Source organism: Aureispira sp. CCB-E (assembly GCF_031326345.1).
GTDB lineage: Bacteria > Bacteroidota > Bacteroidia > Chitinophagales > Saprospiraceae > Aureispira.
Genome location: NZ_CP133671.1, coordinates 895751 through 920806 on the forward strand (window position 1 = coordinate 895751; position 25056 = coordinate 920806).

The window sequence follows — 25056 nt, forward strand, 5'->3', positions numbered from 1 at the left end:
ATGAATGATAGAGTCGCAGCCTGAGTAACTGCGGCTCTTTTCTTTTTTAGAAACTTACAACAAACCTTGGTAAATTGCACCATTTATAGTGTTTCTTCGAGCGCCTGTAATGCTTTTTAGGCTGTTACTGGTCTTTTCTATGCGCATGACACCCAACAATGCCATCAAAATGGCTTCTTTAAAAGAAATAATAGAAGCATCAGGTAGAAATAATTCTACTTCAGCATGGCGATTGCAATAAGCATTGATGCGCTCCATTAAAAATTCATTAAATGCGCCTCCACCTGTTACTAGAACCTTGTAGTTTTGTTTTGAAAATGCTTCCTTTTGAAGTACTTGTTCGATACAGGTAGCAATTTCAATAGCAATATGTTCGCAGGCAGTGGCTAGTTTGTCTTGCCATGAAAAAGATGCTGCTAAGTAAAGTGGTAAAACTTGTTGCCGAATCCACGCGTTGCCCAGTGATTTTGGGTAGGATTGAGTGTAATAGTCAAAATTGGCAACTTGTTCCAATAGTCCTTGAGCAACGATGCCTTGACTAGACCAAATACCTTTATCGTCATATTCTGCTCCTAGTTCTTGCGCCAAAGCATTCAAAACTTGGTTGGCAGGACAACAATCCATAGCTACCCATTTGTTATTGATATTGGCGGATAAGTTGGCTATCCCTCCAATATTGAGATAAAAATCGTAGCCTTTGAAAAGATATTGGTCGGCTAATGGAGCTAGAGGCGCGCCTTCTCCATCCAACGCAACATCTTGGGTTCTAAAGTCACAAATGGTCGTAATACCTGTTTTGGCAGCAAGGGCAGCTCCATCGCCAATCTGAATAGAAATCCGCTGATTGGGGTTGTGAAAAATTGTATGCCCATGCGAGGCGATAAAATCAATATTTGATAAGTGGTGTTTTTGAATAAACGTTTGAACCAATTCGGCCATATAGTGCCCAAAATAAGTATGTGTTTTGGCAAAAATAAGCCCATCTTGGCTGGGCAAATTACGAAGCCTACTCTTCCACATATCCGAAAAATCTAATGTTTCGGAAGCCAATAATTCCCATTCTTTTACTTGTTGATTTTCCCAATTGATAGAACAATATGCAATATCCAAACCATCTAAAGAACTCCCTGACATGAGTCCTAGTACTTTATAATTCATAATCTATTTTTATTTGAACGTCGAAAGTACAAAATATTGTTACGAAAAATACAAAGCAGATAATCATTCTTAAAGGGAAATGGCTTATATTTTTAATAATTGGTGGTGTCGTTATCGTTTTGTAAATGATTGATAAACGTTATCTTGATAAATCTAGCACCAGTCTCCTGAAGTAGCTAACCCAATGATGAGTATAAGCCCAAGTATTAGAAACAAAAGCAATGGTAAACATAACATGATAATAGCGGCAACAAGTAGGGGCGTAATCCCCAAAACAAGTGCAGTGACTAGCAATGCAATCGCAATGGGATACCAAGCTATTCCAACAATGACAAGTAGAGTATGTGTCACATCCGAATTGGGGCGAGTCAGTTGCTTTTCTTTAAAATATTGAATTCGTTTTTTTATTGCCTTTCGTCTTTTTCGCTTCAATTGCTTTTTTTTATGATTGAATTGCTTTGATGTAGAAGTGTTGGATTTGATAACAGGGACTGCGGAAGCTTGAATGGTATTGGTAAAACTATTGCCTAAGAGAAAAAAAATTAAGCAAAACAGAAATGATAATTTTATGCTCATAGTATCTTAAATTTTAAACTGTTCTTGATTATAATGGAGTGAGGTTTTACAAAAAAGTTTGTTGCGCTACTATGGTTTGAGTAACCTAAAATTACACCAAAATTGAATGTTTGTTTAATTTTCGAACATTTGTTTAATTTTTAACTTTTTGTTAATGATTTATAGAAGAATAGTAGGCATGAGCCATGTATGCATAAAAAACTAGGAATTGACAAGTGTCAACTACTTGTGATTTTATACTTAACAATTAAAGATGATAATGATGATGAACAAGAGACAAAAAATTCAATCTGGTACAAAGTGGGAGAAAACGGTAGGATATAGCCGAGCTGTTCGAGTTGGAAATATAGTAGAAGTGGCAGGGACAACAGCAATGAATGGAGATCAGTTGATTGGAAAAGACGATGCGTATGCACAAACTAAATTTATTTTAGAAAAAATAGAACAAGCACTAGGAGAGGCAGGAGCGTCTCTAAAAGATGTTGTTCGAACTCGAATGTATGTTACCAATATAGACGAGTGGGAAGCAATTGGTCGAGCGCATGGAGCCGTCTTCAAAGATATTCAACCAGCAGCTACAATGGTAGAAGTGAGTCGCCTGATAAATCCTGATTTGAAGATAGAAATAGAAGTTTCTGCCATATTAATGTCAGAATAGCACTCTAGGAGATTAAATGAACATTCAAATCAATATTAGAGACCAAAATAGAAAAGAATTTTGTATATTTTGGAATAGAAGCAAGGTTATTTGATTAGAATAAATTTAAATAAGGATAGCTTCTAGCGAACTGACATAAAAATGACAGGAAAAATGTATATTTTCTTGTACTTTTGTGTTCTAAGATAAAGAACCAAACACAAGTTATACAACAGTTAACATCCGTACTTTACTACATACATGGACACACTAAGTAGTTACAAAATATTAACTATCACGCACAAAAGCACACCACTTAAAAATATTGGTAATTTTGTATTGCCTAATTTAGATAGTGAATGTGCCCTTCAACAAAAATTACAAGCCATCCAAACTGCCCTTGGAATGGACGAATTGTTATATTTGGCTACCTGTAATCGTGTCTTGTTTTTCTTCACATCTGCACAACCTTTAACTGATTGTTTTTTAGAGAAATTTGAATCAGTTGTCTATCCTAATTTAAGTGCTAATATTAAATTAAAAGATTCTGCAAGTATTTATTATGGGAATGCTGCCATTACTCATTTGTTAGAGGTTGCTTCGTCTGTAGATTCTTTAGTAATTGGAGAAAGAGAGATTTTACGACAGTTAAGGGAGGCTTATCAGCGTTGCTGCAAAGTTGGAGCAACAGGGGATTCTATCCGTATGGCAGTACAACTAGCAGTGGAATCTGCCAAGAAGGTTTATTCGACTACTCGAATTGGTCAGAAAGCAGTATCCGTTGTTTCTTTGGCTATTCGCCAATTGTTGGCTAAAAATCCTCCTAGAGATGCTCGTATTTTAATTGTAGGAGCAGGGCAAACCAATACGCTTGTTGGAAAGTTTTTGTTAAAGTATGGTTTTCAAAACTGTACGGTGTTTAATCGTTCTAAACCCAATGCAGTTACTTTAGCAAAAATGTTGGGCAAAGGTCCGGCATTTACATTGGATGCACTGCCCCAATATGACAAAGGTTTTGATATCTTAATTGCTTGTACAGGAGCAACAGAAGCTATCATTACTCCCGAATTATACGAAAAGCTGTTGCAAGGGGAAACAGATGAGAAAATTTTGATTGACTTGTCTATTCCTAATAATATTAATCCAGTAATTGCAGAAACCTATCCAACAACTTATATTGAAATTGATGGATTGAAAGAGTTGGTAAACGAAAACTTAGCATTTAGAGAAAAAGAGGTCATTAATGTTCAGGCAATTATCAAAGAGCGTGTCGCTGAGTTTAGAAAAATTTATAAAGGTAGACAGGTAGAATTAGCTTTGAAGGAAGTTCCGACGCAAATCAAGGCGATTCGTCAACATGCTTTAACGTCTGTTTTTAAGAACGAAGTTTCTTCTTTGGATCATGAAGTACAAGAATTGATTGATCGAATGATGACTTACATGGAGAAACGATGCATTGCTATTCCAATTCAAGCGGCAAAAGAACATTTAGCAGGGGTTGTTTCTAGCAAAAAATAGTTTGAATAATACAAATAATTATTAGAGAAAAAGCAAAATCTACTACAACAGATTTTGCTTTTTTTTTTTGAAAAATTTACATTTGTTTACATTGTTTTACATTTGTTTACACTCGTTTACAATGTTTTACATTTTAAAAATTTTTTTAATATTTTTGTGTTGAATAATTTTGTAAAAACAGTTTGTTTTTATAAGTTTGGATGGATATGTAGTTATAAATCATCCAAATAGTCCCAATTATGAAAGCTCGTTTTGTTGCTTTATTTTTTATCGTTGGTGCATTTACTGCCTGCGAAAGAAAAGAACCTTTACCAAATCTTCCCATCCCCTCTTTAAGTGAGGTTCGTCTGATTGACGGTCGCTTGCACTTCCCCTCTCAAGAACAATTTGATGCCACTCGTCTAGCCATTAATACACCAATGCCCATTGATGTGAGCGAATGGCAATCGAAAATAGGCTTCCATTCTATGAAGATGACATTTGATGCCATTCAGAGAGATTTTGAACAGGTTGAAAATAGAGTCGATTATCAGCGCTTTCAAGAACAACATCAAGACTATCTTTGGATGACACCAGATAGTTCTGTTTCTATGAAGGGCTATCATCCCTTTTTGAGTGCCCTGCTCAACATCAATGGAGAAGTATCGATTGCAAATTTCTTGGTCAAATATACCAATACGCATATAATACGTATCGAAGATAGTTCTGAGGAAAAACTAGCACAAGCACAAAAAGAACTTATTTCTGATGAAAAAAATGGCATTTGGGTAGTACCTAGACGAGATATGGAAGCTAATTTGGTAAATAGTCGATATTGCCATCCCAATGATATATGGCATACATTGCACGGGTATTCTGGTGTAGAGCATCGAATCTATGCTTATTATAATGTGGATAATAAAACTAGCCAGTTATCTTATAGTGTGTTAATTAATGCAGCACCAATGGAGGTGAAAAGCTATTTTAACGTACACATCAAATCTCAGTACAGAGGCTTTTTAAATTATTGGTACCGCAAGCGAACAACCATTACTTGGAATGTAGGATGGGGAGTAGAAGCCAATGATAAAACTAAAAGCCCTAATTTTGGTCATGGGACAGGCGGAACTGTTGGCAATGTTAGTGAGATCAATTATAGCTATGATATACGACCCAATGGATTGTTGATTTACTGGAATGAAAAATCGGATAATGATTATCGATTTGACTACTGTTCATCTTATTTACAAACACCTTTAATGAGTGGTTCTAAATCTTGCCCACGATAAAACTACAATTGTTATGAAAATATATTATAGCATCTTATTTATCTTTTTTAGCTATACTCTTGTGGCACAATTTAGTGTAGAGGCTATAGTAGGGACAGGCTTAAATATGTCAATTCATCGCCAATATGTATCCCAAGAGAAGCCGAGACCTAATTTTACGGCTGAAACGCATTTTCCAGGAGGAGGGTTGGACATAGGCTTTGGAGCTAGGTTGGGATTTGATGACCGCCTTTCTTTTGGTCTGGGGATAGAATATCAGTATAAAGGACACGAAGGAAATTACATAAAGCAAGCTTATATAAATCCAGAAAACAGTAAATACTGGTTTCATATTTTGGTTATACCAATAGATGCGCAATATACTTTGCCCAATAACATAGGTTTCCATTTAGGGGTAGAGTTGGGCAATATTTTAGGACCTTGGTTCAACAATGGATTTTTGTTTTATCAAAACAAGGTAATGGTGGGAGCCTTGACAGGGATTTCGTACACCAAAGGGCGTTTTCGATTTGAGCTCTTATACAAGCACTATTTCAATTATTATATGAAACAGACCATTTACATAGGCAGTACTGCATCTGGCTTTGTAGAGTTTTCAGATTACAATCGTTTTCACGATATACAATTGAGAATAGCTTTTCGTTTGTTTCGGGTGAATTAGGAAATAAAAGAACGGGCAAAGTCTATGTTGACCTTGCCCGTTTTGTATCTAAGGTTTACCGAATAATCGTAATTCTTTGAGTTGATTTTAGACCACTTTGTGTGATACTGATATAATAAATCCCATCAGGTAAAGCAGATGTATTGATATGATTGGGCTCGTTTAAGTCCATTTGACCAATAGAATAATCTACCATAGTTTGTCCCACCATATTAGCAATATGAATGTGTAAAGGTGATGAAAAATCATTTCCAGTATACTCAAATTGAATATAGTCTTTTGCAGGATTTGGATGTAGTTCTGTGGTTAAGTTGTATCCTAATTCTTTGTCTGAACGTACGCTAATAATAGGAGACTGAGTAATGCTACCATCTATAGCTATAATTTTTAACCTATAGTAAGTCGTAGGAATAAAAGGAATTGGATCTACAAAAGAATATTTTCTTTGAGTAGGATCACTATTAACAATATCTGTTGTCTCCCAATTAATGCCATCGGTACTTTTTTCGATTCTGAAAAACTCTAAGTTTTGAGTGTTATCAATAGTCCAACTCAAGAAGTTTTTGGAACCGATTTGTTTGCCCTTAAATTCTATCAAGTCAGTTGACAAAAGAATGCAATCAAATGAAGCAGGAAATGTAGTTGGTATATCAACAGTACATCCAATATCTGCCCAAACTCCAATTTCTCCATCTGAAAATGTTTTCATAGAAACACTACAATCTGTTTCTCCTAGACTACAAGCAGTAATGTCTTTAACTTGCAGAGAGAAACAAACTTGCCAGCCCCCAAGATCAGCACATTGAGGAAAATTGTTGTCTCCGTAACTACTGTTAGGGTCTGTTTCTGGCGTGTTGCAATCACCACTAGGCGAAGCATAAGAAGTTAAAAAGAACCAACCTGCTCCAACATTATCTCCAGAATTTAATCCTGTTGGGTTGGGGGTGGTTAGGTTATAGGTTACGGCTCCATCAGGAAACCATGCCCAAGAACCTGGAGAATCTCCCTCACAAGGATTGGGAGGGCCTGTTGTTGAAGGTCCAATAACCCCAACTGTAGACAAAGGCGTTGGCAAACTAGTAGGTTGACCTTGTGCATCGAAAGATACAGGATCCCAGCAGTTTCCAAAACTAGGAACAATGCCATGAAGATAATTGCAATTGGTTGTAGATGAAATATAAGAATTGATGGTATAACAAAAAGTAACAACCTCTCCAGCTTGGAAAGGTCCCGTCAAAGGAGACCCCATAGAAGTGCTTGTTACCTCAAGCCTATTATCTACATTACAAGCACTGTTGTCTAAATCTTGACTCAAGCACAAATCAAATACTCCAGTATTCCCTGAAACATCCGATACGGCAAGAATATAAGTCGTATTAGGCGCTATATTAATTTGTGTCGCAGCAGCACTACCTCCTGTTCCTTCTGTACAATTGATAATGGTAAAAGGTCCACAACTATTGGTAAATAAGGTAAACTCAGGGTTTGATAAGTCGGTACTCGTTAGGTTTATATCTAAAGTAGCTGCTGCTGCATCAGTGGTAAAGGTATACCAAACGGTTTCATTTGGAAGGTCATAACAGTTGTTTCCTGTAAAGTTAGGACCAGCAGTAGCTCCATTGTTACAGTCATTAACACAGGCTGCAGCTCCTCCAGAAGCGTTTAAAGTAATTGTCGCTGCAGAGGTACATTCGTTGTTGTCTGTACAACTAGAAGGGGCAACATCTTGGCTGATACATAAATCAAAAGTCCCTTGATCTGCCGTAGCATCTGAGACGGCAATTAGATAGGTGGTGTTAGGCGTAACAGTTACATTACTAGAGCTAGCCGAACCACCAGTGCCTTCTACACAATCAATAACTGTAAAATTGCTACAGTCAGGAGTTGTAAAAACTGTAAATTCAGGGTTGCTAAGTGTAGCACTAGTAAGATTAACACTCAAAGAGGTTGCTGTTGCATCAGTAGTAACAGAATACCAAACGGTATTGTTAGGAAAATCAAAGCAATTGGTTCCCGCAAAGTCAGGACCAAATGAAGCTCCTGTATTACAATCGTTGACACAGACATCTGCCCCACCAGTAGGGTTTAAGGCAATAGATGCAGGGCTACTACAATCTTGATTATCGATACAACCAGGTGGAGGTGCAGGATTGTCTACACAAACACTCAATGTTCCTGTGCTGTTATCGTTATTACTAGAAACAACAATCCAGTAGGTTTCTCCTATTGTTAATGGAGTAGTAGCAGCGCTAATACTCGTATAATTACCATTTTGGTCGTTACAAGATACTTCTGTAAAACCCGCACAGGTACTAGCAGGAGTTCCTGATACAACCAAAAATTCTGGACGCCAGCCATTGGCCGTACTGCTTACTGTTATATTGGCGGAAATTCCTTGTGCTGTAAATTGAAACCATGTATCGTTATTTCCTTCTTCGCAAGACCCTGCTCCTAGTGCATTCGTAGTACTTGGAGCACTCGTGGCACAGGTTGAACCTGTTAAGTCCGTGACGGCTACTGCCGATCCACAATCGTTCTGTGCACGGGCAAATAAACAAGTGAAGGTGCTCAACAATAGAGTAAATATTATTTTTCTAGTGTATAAATGCATCATATTATTATTCGCTTTTAGTTGGGTTAGGAGATATAGAAGCAGGAGTATGACTAAGGGGGAGGATGACAATCGTAACATAATTATCCCAATTAAACCGAACTATTTCGGTTGCTTTTCGGGAAGCTTTTATCGTTTCTAGCAAGCTCTGGGTATAAAGTACCTGATAATTGGCTAGGTTGGTCTCGACATAAAACGTCCCATCTAGTTCTTTTTTTAATAATTCTATATCTGAAGGAACAGTTCGTATGGCTTCAGAAGTAGAGGTTGTGGTGGGAACGACTGTTATAGGAGTTTTGGATAGCGTTGTTTGTCCCCAACTTAACCATGGCATAAAGGCAAGAAAGTACAGTAAAGTATATTTCATAAAATATATTTTAAGCATTAAAAAATAGATAGAATTGGGAAGAAATTGAGAAGGAATAGTGGAGGGTAATTGTTTACTTCTACTACTTTATGATCAAAAAAGAGCAAAAGTGAACTTAGTTGGACGATAATCTTAGGTAAAAGGGCTGATTAAAAGATGATAATAAGAAAGTTACTTATCCCAAACCACTACTATCAAATGAATAATATTGTTTTGTGATGGAATGTTTTATCCTTTTTAGGAGATAGATTTGTAAGAGCGTTTTTAATAGAACGGTGAATTAGAAAACTTTGTTGTGTGAAGAGTAGGGATATTGGATGACATACAACAACTACACTTATGACAACTAAATTGGTAAAAGGTTGGAATTTTGTAGTGATAAGCATATAAAAAAAAAGCAAGTTTCGACCGAAACTTGCTTTAAAATTTATTTTTTACTCCCACTCGATGGTCGCAGGAGGTTTAGACGTGATGTCATAAACGATACGATTGACATGTTGTACTTCATTCACAATACGAGTAGAAATAGCTTCTAAAGTAGGATAAGGAATTCTAGCCCAATCAGCAGTCATACCATCCAAACTTGTGACACCACGTAATCCGATGGTATAGTTATAGGTGCGTTCATCTCCCATCACACCGACTGTTTTAATTCCTGTTAAGACTGCAAAATATTGCCAAATTTCTTTCGCCAAACCAGCTTTACGAATCTCTTCTCTGTAAATCCAATCTGCTTCACGCAAAATATCCAATTTCTCTTCTGTAATGTCTCCGATAACTCGAATAGCGAGACCTGGACCAGGGAATGGTTGACGATCTACAACATGATCTGGTAAACCTAGTTCACGTCCAACTTCTCGCACCTCATCTTTAAACAAGTCACGCAAAGGTTCAATAACACCAGTAAAAGACATATCCTCTGGTAAGCCTCCTACATTGTGATGACTTTTGATAACAGCGGCATGCTCGCTACCACTTTCAATAACATCTGGGTAGATTGTTCCTTGTACCAACAATTCTACGCCATCTAGTTTATCCGCTTCGGCTTCAAAAACACGGATGAATGTTTCACCGATATTTTTACGTTTTGTCTCAGGATCGGTGATACCAGCTAATTTACTTAAAAACAATTCTTGTGCATTGACACGAATTAAATTTAAATCAAACTGTTCTGTAAATACTTTTTCAACCAAATCACCTTCATCTTTACGCAATAAGCCATTATCCACAAAGATACAAGTTAATTGATGTCCAACCGCTTTGTGCACTAGCATGGCTGCCACAGACGAATCAACACCACCAGACAAGGCACACAAGACTTTGCGATCACCAATTTCTTCTTTTAGTTGCTGAATGGTGTTTTCTACAAAATTACTCATGATCCAATCTCCTTGACAACCACAGATTTCGTACAAGAAATTCTCTAGCATTTGTCTACCTTCTGTGGTATGCACAACCTCAGGGTGGTATTGAAAACCATAAATCTTGTCTTTGTCGTTGGCAAACGCAGCAATTGGACAGTGATCTGTTTGAGCAATTATTTTGTAATCCTCGCTAGGTAGTTTGGTCACATGATAAGTATGACTCATCCAACAAACTGTTTTCTGATGAACCCCTTTGTAGATAGGATGGGCTCCAGCCACCTCCAGTTCCTTTTTCCCATACTCACGGTTTTGAGCAGCTTCTAGCGTTCCTCCTAAAAGATGGGCAGTTAATTGAGCACCATAACATATTCCTAAAATGGGAATGCCTAGCTCAAATATCTTAGGATCAACAGACGGCGCATTTTCTTCGTAAGCAATGCTAGGACCACCTGTAAAAATAATTCCCTTTGGGTTTTTAGCTGTAATAGTAGCTAAATCAGCATTGTGAGGTAAAACTTCACAATATACTTTTGATTCTCGGACACGTCTAGCAATCAATTGATTGTACTGACCTCCAAAATCTAATACTAGAATTAACTCGTGGTTATTCATTTTTTTATAATTATGACAATGACCTGTTGAAAATTAACAAGTTTAAGATGATGAATAAAGGAACATTTGCTTTTTAAAACCTATAACACAGCATACTTAGATCAACTCTAACGAACACTGTAATTAGGAGCTTCTTTAGTAATATAGATATCATGAGGATGACTTTCTTTTAAGCCAGCACCTGTAATGCGCATAAAACGTGCAGTTTCGTGCAACATTTCGATATCTTTAGCTCCACAGTATCCCATACCTTGTTGTACACCACCAATCAGTTGGAACAAAGTATCGGCTACTTCTCCTTTGTAAGCAACACGCCCTTCTACTCCTTCTGGAACTAATTTTTTCTCTTCTGTTTTCCCTTCTTGGAAATAACGATCTTTACTTCCTTTTTGCATGGCACCAATCGATCCCATCCCTCGGTAAACTTTGAATTTACGACCTTGGTACAACTCCATAGCACCGGGGCTCTCTTTACAACCAGCCAGCATACTACCCATCATACAAGTAGAAGCACCGGCAGCTAATGCCTTGATTACGTCACCAGAGTATTTTAATCCTCCATCTGCAATAACAGGAATGCCATAAGATTTGGCTGCTTCGGCACAATCCTCAATTGCTGTAATTTGAGGAACCCCCACACCTGCAACCACACGAGTTGTACAGATAGAACCAGGACCAATACCAACTTTTACAGCATCGGCACCAGCTTCAATTAGAGCAATTGTTGCCTCAGGTGTTGCAACATTTCCAGCGATAATATCTACATTCGGGTAGGCTGCTTTGATGTTTTTCAAGTGGTCAATAACACCTTTAGAATGCCCATGAGCAGTGTCAACAACCAGAACATCAACTCCTGCCTCTACTAAAGCCTTAACACGTTCAGGTGTATCTTTAGAAGTACCAATAGCTGCCGCTGCCAACAAACGCCCTTTTTCATCTTTTGCAGCATTGGGATATTGGATTGCTTTTTCGATATCCTTGATGGTAATTAATCCACCGAGTTTGAAATCCGCATCTACCAAAGGCAGTTTTTCGATACGGTGTTTTTGCAAAATAGCTTTAGAAGCCTCTAGAGTTGTTCCTACAGGAGCTGTAATTAAGCCCTCTCTAGTCATTACTTCGTCTATTTTGCGATTGTGATTGGTTTCGAAACGTAGGTCTCTATTGGTTAGAATTCCAACCAAAGTGCCATTTTCGTTTGTAATAGGTACGCCAGATATTTTGTATTTAGCCATCAATTCTTCTGCTTCATAGACGTAGTGGTTGGCAGATAAATAGATAGGTTTTGAAATTACAAAATTTTGAGAGCGTTTGACTTTAATCACCTCTTCAGCTTGTTCCTGTATGGACATATTCTTATGAATAACTCCAATTCCACCATTTCTTGCCATTGCGATTGCCATAGAGGCTTCTGTAACCGTATCCATACCAGCACTGATTAGTGGCATATTCAGCCACAAGTTTTTGGTTAGGCGTGTACGCAAAGATGTTTGATGTGGTAAAACTTCGGAATAGTTGGGGATGAGGAGAACATCGTCGAAGGTGAGTCCTTCTTTTAGCAACTTTTTCATCTTGGAAAGTTAAGTGGTTTGGAAAAAATTGCGAGCAAATCTACATTGTTATTTTGTTAATCCCAAATATACGCGATTTAAAGTGGTTATAAAAAACAATTAAAGTCTTAAAATTAATATTAATTTAATAAATTTAATAGACTAAGGAAAAGGTTGAGTGGTTTTATGTGTTTGCTTTTTAGTGTTTTATGTGTTTGTTTTTCTGCTTTTTATTCCTTTTGATGAATTGGAGGATTATTTTTCGGTAACGATTATTTGTTTTAGATATAAAAATGCTACCTTTGCACTTTAATTCAGAGGGAGAGAAAAAAGAGTTAGGCAGAGCCTATAAATTTAAACCATTTCATTTCTTTTCACAACATTAACAAATGTCCAATCAAAAGAAAAGTGGCCTAGATATCGACCTTGGAAATCTTTGTTCCAAAGATGCATTCGGCTGGGCTAAAAAGACCTTCTCCAATAGAACCAATAAGGCAGGTGCTGCCGCACTAAAAGTTGACGGCGTTTTCTCTAATATGCTTCAATTTGGCAATCAACGCATCGGAATTGCTTCCGATGGTATTGGTACCAAGATAGAGCTGGCAGAACGTACGGGTATTTACGATACCTTAGGCTTTGATTTAGTAGCAATGGTAGCAGACGATCTAGCAACGGCAGGTTTTGAACCTACGAATATTTCCAACATCATAGATGTCGATCAGTTAGACCGAGCAACCATTAATAGCTTGATGAAGGGACTAACAGAAGCTTGTGACTTTTGTGGCATGAGTATTTCTGGTGGTGAAATTGCTGAATTGGGAAATCGCATTGGTGGATATGGTGACGGAATGCATTTCAATTGGTGCTCTACGGCAATCGGTATTTTACCAGAAGAATTAGAAAAACCCTTTGATGGTACTGCTGTTCAAGCAGGGGATAAAGTGATTGCTTTAAAAGGGCGAGGATTTCGCAGCAATGGTTTTTCATTGATTCGCAGAATTATGCAAGCTAGCTTTGGAGATGCTTGGCACAATGAAATATACGAAGGCGAGACTACTTGGGGCGAAGCTTTATTGACACCTTCTTTGATTTTTACCCCTGTTATTACCAAAATGATTAAGGCAGGCGTAGCATTGTCTGGTGTCGCACATATTACTGGTGGAGGTATTATTGATAACTTTCAGCGTGTACTAAAAGCGAATGGAGTAGGGGCAGACTTGGACAACTTGTTTGAGCCTTTGCCTGTTATGAAACGCTTGATGGACTTAGGAAATGTGGCGGCTGAGGATGCTTATTTATACTGGAATATGGGCAACGGAATGTTGGTTGTAGCCGAAGAAAGTCAAGTAGATAAAATCCTAGAGATAACGAAAGAACAAGGTTATCAAGCACAGATAGCTGGAACAATTACAGCAGAGCGTAGGATTACGCTGAAAACAGCAAGCGCTGAACTAGAAGGAACGTACTAAAATAATGAAGAAGACTGTCTGCGAAAGACAGTCTTTTTTCTTTAACGATATCATGATTTATTGAAAAATAATTAAGTTGTTGAATCCATGCTTTGTGACGAAATCGCTTTAAACGAACAATTAGTAGGTATTATAAAGAAATAGGTTGCTAGTTTTGTTGATTGTTAACAAAATTTGCTTCTCCAGTATTTAAAAAGCTAATTGTTAATTTAATAGCCAATGATTTCTGCTGTTTTGCTTTGTTAACTCTGAGGTTTCTAGCAACAGTAAAAAACACCAAGCACTATTTTGATCTACTTGAATAGATAAAAGGAACCTTTTTTTATCCCAAATAAGGAACCCTATCTTTTGTTTAAAATAGTATATTTGCAATTTAAAATCTACTCAAAATCCCAAAGAAGAAACAGACTAGAAGTAGTGTGTATTTTAGTAGAACATTTTTTAATAGAAGCTATTTGAAGCAATGTTGGAGGATGGTTTCTGAAAACAATACTTAATGAATTTGATCTCTCTTTAAAGTGTTTTTTAGGAGGATAAATGTGATTTTGTAGCTGTTTGCTCTTAACGAAATTATTGTATTATAATACAATTTGTAGTGGTAAGCGTGAATTTAAACGTCTTACAAAGAGTAACCAAATCATTATCATCAATCACATTAAGTAAGACAATAAAAAAAATTTCATGAAAAGATATAGTTCAAGAATTATAGGGAGTGGATCGGTATTACCAAAAATAAAAAAAGCAAATAATGCTTTTTGGAACAATACGTTTTTTAATAAAGACCACGAACGAATGACTAAAACAAACGAGGCAATTACCGCTAAGTTTGAAGAAGTGGCAGGTATTGTAGAGCGTCGAGTAGCAGAGAAAGGAGTGAAGGCATCTGATTTGGGAACTCAGGCGGCTAAATTGGCTATAGAATCTTCAGGAATAGATCCTGAAACGCTAGAATATATTATTGTGGCACATAACTTTGGTGATGTAAATTATGGAACGATTCAATCCGATTTATTACCAAACTTAGCCGCTAAAGTAAAACAAAAATTAGGGATCAAAAATCCGAATTGTGTGGCATATGATATTTTGTTTGGATGCCCTAGTTGGGTGCAAGCATTTATTCAAGCCAATTACTATATCAAATCAGGTGATGTAAAACGCGTTATGGTTGTTGGAGCGGATACCGTTTCTAGAATGACCGACCCGCACGATATTGATGGGATGTTGTTTGCTGATGGAGGGGGTGCCGCTATATTAGAGGCTGTTGAATATGAAGAAGACGAAGAACCAACAGGAATTTTGTCTCATGTGACAGTTTCTGATTGTGTGGGAGAGGCGGATTATTTGAAAATGGGAGACTCTCTACGTCCAGAAACAGAAGGACAATACATTCGTATGTACGGAAAAGGTGTTTTCCGTTATGCCGTTACCAAAGTGCCTGCTGCTATGAATGAATGCTTGGCAAAAGCTGGATTGAAGTTGGAAGATGTAGACAAATTTGTCATGCATCAAGCGAATATGAAAATGAATAAGATTATTTTGAAGCGTTTGTATGAGCTAAATGGCTATTCGGATTATCCTGAAGAAATGATGCCATTGGTGGTGCACAAGTTGGGCAATAGCTCTGCTGCTACGGTGCCAACTGTCTTAGACCTTATTATGAAAGGTGTTATGGATGGTCAGACAATCAACAAAGGTGATATTGTTGTTTTTGCATCTGTAGGAGCAGGAATGCACGCCAATTGTGTGGTTTATAAACATTCGTAATGCTTTGAAGTAGTTGTAGCGATAGGTTACATCATGTTTGCAATACATAGATTGTTGGATAGATAGGATAGTTCCTCATTGATAATTGTCAAAGAATAAGAAAATTATATAGATAATCATAATCACTTAATAAATTGCTTTGTTGAAATATAAATGTTCTAAATGCATGTTTATGAGCACCAAAGTAATTGTTAGACTTAATCATTACTTCGTCAAACTGATGCAAAGATGTTTTTAGTTTTTTAGCTAAAATCCACGAAGTATTAACTTAATAACAGAACATAAATAATGACTGCTTCTATTCAAGTTTTATTGAAACCACACATCGTTGATGTAAAAGGCAAAAAGGTTGAAGAGAAATGCCTAAAACAATTAGGGATTACAACAGGAAAGGTAAAAAGCGCGAAGCTTTTTTCAATCAACTACAATGCAAGTTCAGCCGAACTACACGACTATGCCACTCGTTGTATTAAAGATGTTGTAACAGATGAAATTTTGGTTAATGAGTTGTATGCACCGACAGATTATCAATCTTGTATTGCGATTGCTCAATTGCCAGGGGTAACTGATGATGAAGGGATGTCTGCTCAAATGGCATGGGTAGATTTCTTTAATATAGAAGCGGATGTAAATACACAGCAAATTTTTACGCAAGTAGTGTATTACTTTGAGGAAAAGCTTTTGGAAGGAGAGTTGAAATTGATTGCCAAACGCTTGTTGGGAAATCCTTTGATCAATCACTTTACCTATGCTTATCAAGACGAAACGGGAACATTGAGTTTCAAACCTTATGTGCCTGAAGTGAAAATGACAACGGATGCTACGACAGAGATTGTTAACTTGAATCTAAGTGATGAGGATTTGGTACAATTGTCGAAAGAAAAGGTGTTGGCTCTGAATTTAGCCGAGATGAAAGCCATTGTTGGTTATTATAATAATGACAAGACAAAAGAAGCACGTCAAGCAGTAGGTTTGCCAATAGACCCTACCGATTGTGAGTTGGAAATACTGGGGCAGACTTGGTCAGAACACTGCAAACACAAGGAGTTTAATGCTGCCATTCATTATAAAAATACAGAAACAGGAGAAGAGAAAACCATCAATTCTCTATTTAAAACGTATATCAAAGGAACAACATCTACGGTTCAAGAAAGTCTAGAAGCAAACAACAATAAGTGGTTGGTGAAGGTGTTTTCTGACAATGCTGGAGTGGTTAAAGCAACCAAAGATCAGCTGTTTGTTTGGAAAGTAGAAACGCACAATTCTCCATCTGCCTTAGATCCTTACGGAGGGGCTATTACTGGTATATTGGGTAATAATCGTGACCCCTTAGGTACAGGAGTAGGTGGTGCAAAGTTATTGTTTAATACCAATGTACTTTGTTTTGGTAATCCAGATTATGACAAACCTTTGTTGACGGGGCAATTACACCCTCGCCAAATTATGGAAGGAGTGGTGTCTGGAATTGAAGATGGCGGGAACAAATCTGGTGTTCCAACCGTAAATGGCTCGGTTGTTTTTGACGATCGTTATAGTGGTAAACCTTTGGTTTATTGTGGAACAGGTGCTTTAATGCCTTACGACTACAAAGGAAAACCATCTTGGGAGAAACCAATTGATGCTGGAGATAGAATTATTGTTGCAGGTGGACGTGTGGGGAAAGATGGTATTCATGGTGCAACGTTTTCTTCTATAGAAATTGATGAGCATTCTCCATCTTCCGCAGTTCAAATTGGAAGTCCAATTACACAGAAAAAAGTAGCAGACTTTTTAGTAAAAGCTTGTTTGGAAGGATTGGTGAAGTGTAGTACCGACAATGGTGCTGGTGGTTTGTCTTCTTCTATTGGTGAATTAGCGACTATTTCTGGAGGAGCTATTGTACACCTAGAAAAAGTGCCTTTAAAATATGCAGGATTAAAACCTTGGGAGATTTTTGTTTCGGAATCTCAAGAGCGAATGTCATTGGTTATTGAGGAGGATAAAGTAGCGCCTTTGTTTGAAATGGCCAAAGCAATGGAGGTGGAATTGACCGACATTGGAGTGTTTACAGACAATGGTTATTTGGATATTCGCTACAATGATAATAAAGTAGCTTATTTGGATATGGAATTCCTACATGAAGGTGATCCTCAAAAAGTGATGTATGCACAATGGGATAAGCCTTCTTTAAAAGAACCAACTTTGCCAACGATAGAGAATTATAATGAGGTATTGGTTCAATTAATGGGAAGTCTAAATATATGCTCTAGAGAGTCTATTATTCGTCAGTACGATCATGAGGTAAAAGGTAAAACAATTATCAAACCGTTGATGGGACCCAAAGGAAAAGCACCACAAGATGCTGCAATTATGCGTTTTGGGTTCAATAGCTTTGAAGGGGTGGCTGTTTCTAACGGAATTTTGCCTAGATACGGCGATATTGATGCTTATGAAATGTCGGCAGGGGCTTTTGATGAAGCCGTGCGTCAAATTATTTCAGCAGGAGGAAGTTTGCCAAATACAAAGTCGGATGATGGTATTTTTTGGTCGGTAAACGACAATTTCTGTGTACCTGATTCAGAGTATCACGAAGTCAGTAATCCAGATGGAAAATTGAAATTGGCTAAATTGGTTCAGATGTGTGAAGCATTGAATGATATGGCAACTTATTTCGATATTCCTCTAACATCGGGCAAAGATAGTATGAAAAATGACTTCAAAGCAGATGGTGTTAAAATATCGGTACCGCCAACAATCTTGTACTCAATGACAGCGAAGGTAGACGATGTTAGAAAAACAGTTACGTCGAACTTCAAAGCAGCAGGAGATTTAGTTTATCAATTGGGAACAACTTATGATGAATTAGGTGCTTCAGAGTTTTATAGCTTGTACAACGAGCTAGGGGCAAATGTACCTAAAGTACGCAAAGAAGCGGCTAAAGAACTGTACTTAAATGTTATGAAAGCGAATGCGGCTAACCTAATTGAATCGAGTCATGATTTATCCGATGGTGGACTAGCAGTTGCTTTGGTAGAGTCGGCTTTTGGAGGCGAGTTTGGATTGGAAGCTAATTTGGATGCTTTAGGTGATTGGACAGATTTGGTAAAACTATTTTCTGAATCACATTCTCGTTTTGTAGTGTCTATTCGTCCAGAGAATAAAGCGGCATTTGAGGCTATTTTTGGCGACAAGGCTTACTACTTAGGAAAAGTAACCGCTGAAAAGACAATTAACATTACTTCTAATAATAATAACTTGATTGATTTACCAACAGAAACCCTACTAGATGCTTGGGCAGGAGGTTTGGTATTGTAATAAATAGAAAAATAACATGACAACAGTAAAATCTTTAGTGATAACAGGCTTCGGAATCAATTGTGAAGAAGAAATGGCAGCTGCTTATCAATTGGCTGGAGCGATACCAGAAATTGTCCATTTAAATGAGATTCTATTGGGACAAGTTTCTATTCATGATTATGATATTTTAAACTTTCCTGGTGGCTTTTCTTTTGGCGATGATTTGGCATCTGGAAAAGTAGTTTCTAATAAAATTAAGTTTAAAAAATTACCTTCTGGAAACGTTTTATTGGATGAAATTAAACAGTTTTTGGAAGATGGTAAGTATATTTTAGGCGTGTGTAATGGTTTTCAAATGTTGGTGAGAATGGGGCTATTGCCGAATACGAACCATGACTTTGAGCCAGAAGCTACATTGAGCAATAACAACTCAGGAAAGTTTGAAGATCGTTGGGTTTATTGTAAGGTTAATAGTACGACCAAAACGCCTTTCTTGAAAGGAATAACTAAGATTGCTTTGCCTGCTCGTCATGGGGAGGGTAAGTTAATTTTTATGGATGATGCCATGCGTGCAAAAGTGCAGGCAGAAAGCCTAAATTGTTTGACTTATTGTACCGAAGATGGTACGGAAACAGCAGATTATCCAGCGAATCCCAATGGTGCTGATTTGAATTGTGCTGGTTTAACCAACCCAACAGGACAGGTGTTTGGATTGATGCCACATCCAGAGGCTTATTTGAGTTTGTACAATCATCCAAATTGGGGACAAATTAAACGAAATAATCCAAATCATAACGAAGCGGGAGAAGGATTAACTATCTTTACAAATATTGTAGAGCATATCAAAACGAAGAAGCTGGCAACAGTTTAAGACAAAACATTTAATTGAAGGCTAACCAATGAAAACAGGCATTCAAAATACGTATATCGTTGATACAAAAATAAACCTAATACAATGTGTATATAGGGAATAAAACTAGGCGAGATAGAGCCTGTTTGGAGCATACTTCAAACAGGCTCTTTGTGTTTGCGTGCGATAGAAATACAACCTAAAAATCAACGACCACGAAGTAGCAGCATCGCTAACTACTATTATTAATAACAACATAAGAACAATTTTTTATCAAAACCACATAAATCAATAACAAACAATGGATCTTTTGATTCCGATTAAACGAGCTTTAATTAGCGTTTCAGACAAAACAGGAATAGTTGAATTAGCACAATCTTTGGCAGATGCAGGCTGTGAGATTATTTCGACAGGAGGAACACAACGAAAACTAGAGGAAGCAGGCATTACAACAACAGAAATTTCTACTGTGACAGGAAATCCTGAGGCTTTTGGTGGTCGTATGAAAACAATTTCTTTTAACATCGAGTCAGCTTTGTTGTTTGATCGTGAAAAAGATGCCGAAGAAGCGGCTGCACTTAATATTGAGCCTATTGATTTGGTGGTTTGTAACTTGTACCCATTTCAAGAAGTCCTCAAAAAAGGAGCTGACTTTGAGACACTAATTGAAAACATTGATATTGGTGGTCCAACCATGATTCGTGCTGCTGCAAAGAACTTTAAGTATGTGGCGACAGTAACACAACCTTCGGATTATACAGAGTTGATGGTACAATTAAAAAGCCACAAGGGGGCTTTGACTTATGATTTTCGCAAAAAATTGATGACCAAAGCATTTAATCATACGGCTGACTACGATGCATTGATTGCTACCACAATGGACAAAGAAATTGGCGTCAATTCTTTGCGATTGGGCTTTGAAGAAGGTATTGATTTGCGTTATGGTGAGAATAGTCATCAAGCTGCTCGTTTTTACAAAGAAAAAAATGCAGACAATTCTTTGTATGATTTGAATGTTTTGCATGGAAAAGCCTTGTCCTTTAATAATATTCTAGACATTAATGGAGCGATTGAAGCCATCAAAGAATCTACTCGTCCTGCTTGTTCTGTAATTAAACACAGCAATCCTTGTGGACTTTGTGAAGGAGACGATCAAGCAGAATTGTTGCAATTGGCTTGGGCTGGGGATCCTATCTCTGCATTTGGTTCTATCATCGCATTTAATAAAAAGGTGACCTTTGAAACAGTGCAGTTTTTTGAATTGAACAATGAGGACAAGAGCAAACGCAAATTTGTAGAGGTTGTTATTGCACCTGCATTTACACCAGAAGCGTTGGTTTATTTACAACAACACAAAAACCTTCGTATCATAGAGTTTGATGCTGCTAGCCTAACTGGTCACATGGACTTGCGTTATATGAATGGTAGTTTGTTGGCACAAGATACCGACAATGAGTTGCACAACAAGTTGGATGTAGTTACAGAAGCTCCTGTTGATATGGAGGTAGAACAACCATTGATTGAGTTTGGCTTGCGTGCCATCAAAACAATTAAGTCAAATTCTATTGCTATTGTTCGTTTTAAAAATGGTTATGCTCAGTTGTTAGGAATGGGAGCAGGACAACCCAACCGATTGATTGCAACTAAGCTATCTATTGAGAAAAGCCGTGAAAACCTACGCAATGAATACACTGGAGCAGCCGAAGATTTTGAAGCTTATGTAGCTGAAGAATTGGCAAATGCATGGCTAATTTCAGATGCCTTTTTCCCATTTGCAGATAATGTGGAGATAGCTGCCGCAGCAGGTATCCGAAAAATTGTTCAACCAGGAGGTTCTATTCGAGACAAGTCGGTTATTGCAACTTGCAATGATTTGGGAGTATCAATGGTCTTTACAGGCATTAGACACTTCAAACATTAGTCAATTATCGTCTGTTAATAGACGGTTTTAATTAGGCAATAGTTCGTTGAAACCACGCAGTAGCAGCGCAGCTAATCAACGAACTACTAAATTAGGAATACTGCCATTTAATAATAGTTCGCTCAGAGAATATATTGTTTTGAGCGGACTATTGATTTAATTAAAAAAGCTAAATAACGAATAAGAAAATGGATTGCTTAACAAAATTTGATTCTCCTCAGCTAAAAACGCTTCATAGAGGAAAAGTTAGAGATAGTATCCGTATTGATGATAATACACGTATGATTGTTGTAACGGATCGTATTTCAGCATTTAATAAAAAAATAAAGACAGCTATTCCTACCAAAGGGGCTGTTTTAAATGGTATTGCCAATTTCTGGTTTGAGCAAACAAAGCATATTATAGACAATCACGTCATTGAGCAAGTAGATGATTATGTGACGTTAGTAAAAGAAGCAGAACCTATTCGTGTAGAAATGGTAGTACGTGGATATTTGACGGGCTCTATGTGGAGAGGATATGAAAATGGAAAACGCCAAATTAGTGATGTAGTCGTTCCTGATGGAATGGTCAAAAATCAAAAATTTGATCAACCTATTTTAACACCAACGACAAAAGATGACGATGATTCTGAAATCAACGAGCAGGGAATTTTAGAAGCAGGTTTGGTAAGTGCAGAAATTTATCAACAGATGAAAGCTAAAGCCATTGAGTTGTTTACATTTGGTAGTGAATTCTTGGCAGAACGAGGAATTGTATTGGTGGATACAAAATATGAGTTTGGCTTGCTAGATGGCAAGTTGATTTTGATTGATGAAATGCATACGCCTGACTCTTCTCGTTTCTGGAGTTTAGAGGATTATCAAGCGAATCCATCAACAGCAGAGCAAATTGATAAGGAATTTGTTCGCCAATGGATGCTAGCGAATCAAGTAAATGGAGAGGTGCCAACTATTCTGTCACCAGAAGTAGTCGCAGAAACCAGTCGTAGATACCAAGAAATTTACAAAGCAGTTACAGGGAAGCCTTTTAGTTTGGTAGACCTACCTTCTAAAGTTCGTATTTATAATAACCTTGTTAAAGCGGGCGTATTGAAGCCTGGTTTTATCGGAATTATTATGGACGATGAAGAAGATTTGGACGACTGTAAAGTTCTAAAAGATTTGGTAGAAGAATACGACCTCTGTGTAGATATGCGCGTGATTTCGGCAGATAGAAATGGAGAGCGAATCTTAGACTTAGCCGCCGTTTACAATACTTCTGTAGAACCTGTAGCAGTGATTGCTGTTGGTCCAGATAGTTTAGGGATGGCTTTGGTTGCCAATCTCAGTGTTCCTGTTATTGATGGGGTAGGAGCATCAATGGATAGTGTTGTTCGAGCAACCGTTTCTAGCCTAAATATTCCTAGTATTCGTGAGCAAATGGCTCAAGAGATTGTAGAAATGAAACAATCGTTAGCAGATGCAGATGCTGTGATTCGAAATTAGAGAATGCTTAGAACGGGGATTGCCTGTCACAAAAAAACTTGGACAATAATACTTTGAAAGATTTAATAATGTTCAATGATAGCTAAGTTGTGTTTTTAAGCTGTTGACTATCATTGTTTATTTAAAAAACACTTCGGGGTATATGCAGTGTTTTAGTATAGACAATTTTTTACATTACGTGATAACCCTTAGTAAAAGAATATAAGAATTAGAAGCCTTGTAGCTTCATTGGATTGAAAAAACAATACTTTGATATTCCTCGTCTTACGGAAGGAAGCGTAACAAAGACCTAGAAGGCAAACCTTGCTTCGGATATCAAAGCACTGATTAAATAACTAGTACGGAATTGAATAATTTATGTCGCAATAAACATTACTTCGTATAAAAATCCACGAAGTACTAAATAAAAGAATCTATCTTTTATTTTGCACGATATCCTTTATTCAATTCCGCATAATAATACACCTATAAATGATAATTGATGCTATTTCACCTTTAGATGGTCGATACGCTGGAAAATTAGTTCCTCATAGAAAATATTTTTCTGAAAAAGGATTGATGTACTACCGTTGCAAGGTAGAGCTACTATATGTGTTAGCCTTGGATGAGGCAGGACTATTTGAGCCATTGAATGCAACAGAAAAAGCAAACATTCAAGATTGTATTGACAATTTCACAGATGTGGACTATCAGCGTATCAAAGAGATAGAAAGTGTTACCAACCATGATGTGAAAGCTTGTGAGATGTTTTTGAGAGAGCGTACAGAATTGCGCGATGTAAATATGCTGCATTTTGCCTTGACATCGGAGGATGTTAATAATCTGGCGTATAACTTTATGCTAAAAGATTATCTAGAAGAACAGCACTTGCCACAAATTGAAGAAGTATTAAATAAATTGATCGAATTGGCAGAGGCTTGGAAGAATATTCCTTTCCCATGCCGTACGCACGGTCAAAAAGCGTCTCCAAGTACTGCGGGGAAAGAGTTTGCAGTATTTATTAACCGCATTACTCGAATTTACAAATCTTTAAAAAGCTTTACTTTTTTAGGCAAAATTAATGGTGCAGTAGGAAATTACTCTGCTATGTTGTCTGCCTTTCCTGATTTTGATTGGTTGACATTTGCGCATAACTTTTTGACAAAGCATGGTTTAGAACCTAATATTGCAACAACTCAGATCGAAGACCACGATACATTTGCTACGTACTTTAACTGGACGCGCCAGATTAATAATATTGCAATGGATTTGGACGTAGATTGCTGGTTGTATATTTCCAAAGATTTATTTTCAGAGAAAGTAAAAGCAGGAGAGGTTGGTTCTTCTACCATGCCACATAAGGTAAATCCAATCAACTTTGAGAATAGTGAAGGAAATCTAATGTTGTCTAACTCTATGTTGACCTTTTTGTCTGACAAGTTGTGTCGTTCTAGAATGCAAAGAGATCTTTCTGACTCAACAGTTCAACGCAATATGGGCTCCGCTTTGGCATATGCTTCATTGGGTATGACAGAGTTATTAAGAGGGTTGAACAAATTAAAAATTAATGAAGAGAATTGCCGTCAGGAATTGCAAGATAGCCCAGAATTATTAGCTGAACCAATCCAAACCATTCTTAAAATTGTAGGGGTAGACGATCCATATACTTTATTGAAGAAAGTTTCTCGTGGACAAAAACCAACTAGAGAAATGTTAATGGATTTGGTAAAAGGCTTGGATATAGAGCAATCTGTAAAAGATAGAATTTATCAGTTAGAGACAGTAGATTATATTGGAGATGCCGTTCGTATCTGTGATCTAACAATCAAAACAGCTAAGGAAATTATGCAGTAAGGATGGATAGATTTCATCTAGAAATAATTAGCGATGTTGCAAAATTAGTAGTTAGTTGGGCTACTATTACGTGGTCGTTTGGTCTTACTTTTTTATATTTTTAGTGAAAAAGTATATTTATATGACTTGGCAAG

At 37.2% G+C, this 25056-nt stretch carries 17 protein-coding genes; 11 read left to right on the forward strand and 6 right to left on the reverse strand.

The features are described 5' to 3' along the window. Positions 1 to 54: 54 nt before the first annotated feature. A complete protein-coding gene (locus QP953_RS03460; RefSeq protein WP_052598494.1) occupies positions 55 to 1158 on the reverse strand; it encodes an anhydro-N-acetylmuramic acid kinase in 1104 nt (367 codons plus the stop codon). A gap of 153 nt (positions 1159 to 1311) precedes the next feature. Next, positions 1312 to 1734 carry a hypothetical protein gene (locus tag QP953_RS03465; RefSeq protein WP_309553977.1) on the reverse strand — a complete coding sequence of 141 codons (423 nt, stop codon included), beginning with the start codon at positions 1732 to 1734 and terminating at the stop codon, positions 1312 to 1314. Between the two features lie 265 nt (positions 1735 to 1999). Here QP953_RS03465 and QP953_RS03470 point away from each other — a divergent pair, with 265 nt between their 5' ends. The 4 genes from QP953_RS03470 (at position 2000) to QP953_RS03485 (ending at position 5818) form a co-directional block, all read left to right on the forward strand. Then, on the forward strand, positions 2000 to 2392 hold the full coding sequence (locus QP953_RS03470; protein ID WP_408913528.1) for a RidA family protein: 393 nt from the start codon (positions 2000 to 2002) through the stop codon (positions 2390 to 2392). 240 nt (positions 2393 to 2632) lie between these two features. After that, a complete protein-coding gene (hemA, locus tag QP953_RS03475) occupies positions 2633 to 3889 on the forward strand; it encodes a glutamyl-tRNA reductase (RefSeq protein ID WP_052598492.1) in 1257 nt (418 codons plus the stop codon). Positions 3890 to 4128: 239 nt separating this feature from the next. Continuing rightward, on the forward strand, positions 4129 to 5157 hold the full coding sequence (locus tag QP953_RS03480) for a hypothetical protein (protein WP_309553979.1): 1029 nt from the start codon (positions 4129 to 4131) through the stop codon (positions 5155 to 5157). Positions 5158 to 5170: 13 nt separating this feature from the next. Beyond that, positions 5171 to 5818: a hypothetical protein gene (locus QP953_RS03485; RefSeq protein WP_309553980.1), complete on the forward strand. Its 648-nt coding sequence runs from the start codon at positions 5171 to 5173 to the stop codon at positions 5816 to 5818. A gap of 55 nt (positions 5819 to 5873) precedes the next feature. On the opposite strand, the gene QP953_RS03490 is transcribed toward QP953_RS03485, so the two are convergent. The 4 genes from QP953_RS03490 to guaB all read right to left on the reverse strand — a co-directional run bounded on the left by QP953_RS03490 (position 5874) and on the right by guaB (position 12343). Next, entirely contained in the window at positions 5874 to 8432 is a 2559-nt protein-coding gene (locus QP953_RS03490; protein ID WP_309553981.1) for a T9SS type A sorting domain-containing protein, read from the reverse strand. 4 nt (positions 8433 to 8436) lie between these two features. Further along, positions 8437 to 8796 (reverse strand): hypothetical protein, encoded by a 360-nt coding sequence (locus tag QP953_RS03495; protein WP_309553982.1) that lies wholly within the window; start codon positions 8794 to 8796, stop codon positions 8437 to 8439. Positions 8797 to 9230: 434 nt separating this feature from the next. Further along, the gene (gene guaA, locus QP953_RS03500; protein WP_309553983.1) at positions 9231 to 10772 is read right to left on the reverse strand and encodes a glutamine-hydrolyzing GMP synthase; all 1542 of its coding nucleotides are present in this window, start codon (positions 10770 to 10772) and stop codon (positions 9231 to 9233) included. Positions 10773 to 10879: 107 nt separating this feature from the next. Continuing rightward, positions 10880 to 12343, reverse strand: coding sequence for an IMP dehydrogenase (guaB, locus tag QP953_RS03505; protein WP_052598486.1), 1464 nt, complete (start codon positions 12341 to 12343; stop codon positions 10880 to 10882). A 368-nt stretch (positions 12344 to 12711) separates the two neighbouring features. Here guaB and QP953_RS03510 point away from each other — a divergent pair, with 368 nt between their 5' ends. The 7 genes from QP953_RS03510 to purB all read left to right on the forward strand — a co-directional run bounded on the left by QP953_RS03510 (position 12712) and on the right by purB (position 24922). Further along, positions 12712 to 13791 carry an AIR synthase-related protein gene (locus QP953_RS03510; RefSeq protein WP_052598485.1) on the forward strand — a complete coding sequence of 360 codons (1080 nt, stop codon included), beginning with the start codon at positions 12712 to 12714 and terminating at the stop codon, positions 13789 to 13791. Between the two features lie 681 nt (positions 13792 to 14472). After that, a complete protein-coding gene (locus tag QP953_RS03515; protein ID WP_052598484.1) occupies positions 14473 to 15555 on the forward strand; it encodes a 3-oxoacyl-ACP synthase III family protein in 1083 nt (360 codons plus the stop codon). A gap of 288 nt (positions 15556 to 15843) precedes the next feature. Further along, entirely contained in the window at positions 15844 to 18849 is a 3006-nt protein-coding gene (locus QP953_RS03520) for an AIR synthase-related protein (protein ID WP_309553984.1), read from the forward strand. 16 nt (positions 18850 to 18865) lie between these two features. Beyond that, a complete protein-coding gene (locus tag QP953_RS03525) occupies positions 18866 to 19702 on the forward strand; it encodes a phosphoribosylformylglycinamidine synthase subunit PurQ (RefSeq protein ID WP_052598482.1) in 837 nt (278 codons plus the stop codon). Positions 19703 to 19982: 280 nt separating this feature from the next. After that, a complete protein-coding gene (gene purH / locus QP953_RS03530; protein WP_309553985.1) occupies positions 19983 to 21602 on the forward strand; it encodes a bifunctional phosphoribosylaminoimidazolecarboxamide formyltransferase/IMP cyclohydrolase in 1620 nt (539 codons plus the stop codon). Between the two features lie 188 nt (positions 21603 to 21790). Beyond that, complete coding sequence (gene purC, locus QP953_RS03535; protein WP_063833149.1) at positions 21791 to 23089, forward strand: phosphoribosylaminoimidazolesuccinocarboxamide synthase; 1299 nt, start codon at positions 21791 to 21793, stop codon at positions 23087 to 23089. A gap of 471 nt (positions 23090 to 23560) precedes the next feature. After that, positions 23561 to 24922, forward strand: coding sequence for an adenylosuccinate lyase (purB, locus tag QP953_RS03540; protein ID WP_309553986.1), 1362 nt, complete (start codon positions 23561 to 23563; stop codon positions 24920 to 24922). Positions 24923 to 25056: the final 134 nt, after the last annotated feature.

What these genes read in the sequence shown, in the direction of transcription:
- QP953_RS03460 (WP_052598494.1), bottom strand. Translation starts at nt 1,158, where the DNA reads ATGAATTATAAAGTACTAGGACTCATGTCAGGGAGTTCTTTAGATGGT.
- QP953_RS03465 (WP_309553977.1), bottom strand. Translation starts at nt 1,734, where the DNA reads ATGAGCATAAAATTATCATTTCTGTTTTGCTTAATTTTTTTTCTCTTA.
- QP953_RS03470 (WP_408913528.1), top strand. Translation starts at nt 2,000, where the DNA reads ATGAACAAGAGACAAAAAATTCAATCTGGTACAAAGTGGGAGAAAACG.
- hemA (WP_052598492.1), top strand. Translation starts at nt 2,633, where the DNA reads ATGGACACACTAAGTAGTTACAAAATATTAACTATCACGCACAAAAGC.
- QP953_RS03480 (WP_309553979.1), top strand. Translation starts at nt 4,129, where the DNA reads ATGAAAGCTCGTTTTGTTGCTTTATTTTTTATCGTTGGTGCATTTACT.
- QP953_RS03485 (WP_309553980.1), top strand. Translation starts at nt 5,171, where the DNA reads ATGAAAATATATTATAGCATCTTATTTATCTTTTTTAGCTATACTCTT.
- QP953_RS03490 (WP_309553981.1), bottom strand. Translation starts at nt 8,432, where the DNA reads ATGATGCATTTATACACTAGAAAAATAATATTTACTCTATTGTTGAGC.
- QP953_RS03495 (WP_309553982.1), bottom strand. Translation starts at nt 8,796, where the DNA reads ATGAAATATACTTTACTGTACTTTCTTGCCTTTATGCCATGGTTAAGT.
- guaA (WP_309553983.1), bottom strand. Translation starts at nt 10,772, where the DNA reads ATGAATAACCACGAGTTAATTCTAGTATTAGATTTTGGAGGTCAGTAC.
- guaB (WP_052598486.1), bottom strand. Translation starts at nt 12,343, where the DNA reads ATGAAAAAGTTGCTAAAAGAAGGACTCACCTTCGACGATGTTCTCCTC.
- QP953_RS03510 (WP_052598485.1), top strand. Translation starts at nt 12,712, where the DNA reads ATGTCCAATCAAAAGAAAAGTGGCCTAGATATCGACCTTGGAAATCTT.
- QP953_RS03515 (WP_052598484.1), top strand. Translation starts at nt 14,473, where the DNA reads ATGAAAAGATATAGTTCAAGAATTATAGGGAGTGGATCGGTATTACCA.
- QP953_RS03520 (WP_309553984.1), top strand. Translation starts at nt 15,844, where the DNA reads ATGACTGCTTCTATTCAAGTTTTATTGAAACCACACATCGTTGATGTA.
- QP953_RS03525 (WP_052598482.1), top strand. Translation starts at nt 18,866, where the DNA reads ATGACAACAGTAAAATCTTTAGTGATAACAGGCTTCGGAATCAATTGT.
- purH (WP_309553985.1), top strand. Translation starts at nt 19,983, where the DNA reads ATGGATCTTTTGATTCCGATTAAACGAGCTTTAATTAGCGTTTCAGAC.
- purC (WP_063833149.1), top strand. Translation starts at nt 21,791, where the DNA reads ATGGATTGCTTAACAAAATTTGATTCTCCTCAGCTAAAAACGCTTCAT.
- purB (WP_309553986.1), top strand. Translation starts at nt 23,561, where the DNA reads ATGATAATTGATGCTATTTCACCTTTAGATGGTCGATACGCTGGAAAA.